This is a genomic window from Pseudomonas sp. HY13-MNA-CIBAN-0226 (assembly GCF_040310305.1).
GTDB classification, from domain to species: domain Bacteria; phylum Pseudomonadota; class Gammaproteobacteria; order Pseudomonadales; family Pseudomonadaceae; genus Aquipseudomonas; species Aquipseudomonas gregormendelii.
Genome location: NZ_JBEOPS010000570.1, coordinates 1 through 241, shown reverse-complemented (window position 1 = coordinate 241; position 241 = coordinate 1). Strand labels below are relative to the sequence as shown.

Below are 241 nucleotides of genomic sequence, written 5' to 3'. Positions count from 1 at the left end.
CGCCTTCACCGGCACCAATAACAATGAGGACGAAGCGGATGATGATGCGTAAATTCTGGCCCCTGCTGATGGCTGGCAGTGTCGGTGCGATGTCGGTACAGGCCGCACCCAGCGATGTGCATGAACTGCTGGTGGGCAGCTACACCGCCGGTAGCAGCGAGGGTATTTACCGCCTGCAGTTCGACAGCCGCACCGGGCAGTTCAACGGCAAGCCGGTGCTGGCGGCGAAAACCGCCAACCC

The 241-nt window shown here is 61.8% G+C and carries 1 pseudogene; it reads left to right on the top strand.

Annotation, left to right across the window (positions count from 1 at the left end):
• Nucleotides 1-38: 38 nt before the first annotated feature.
• Nucleotides 39-241, top strand: a pseudogene (locus tag AAEZ05_RS29955) (3-carboxymuconate cyclase); the annotation flags it as partial.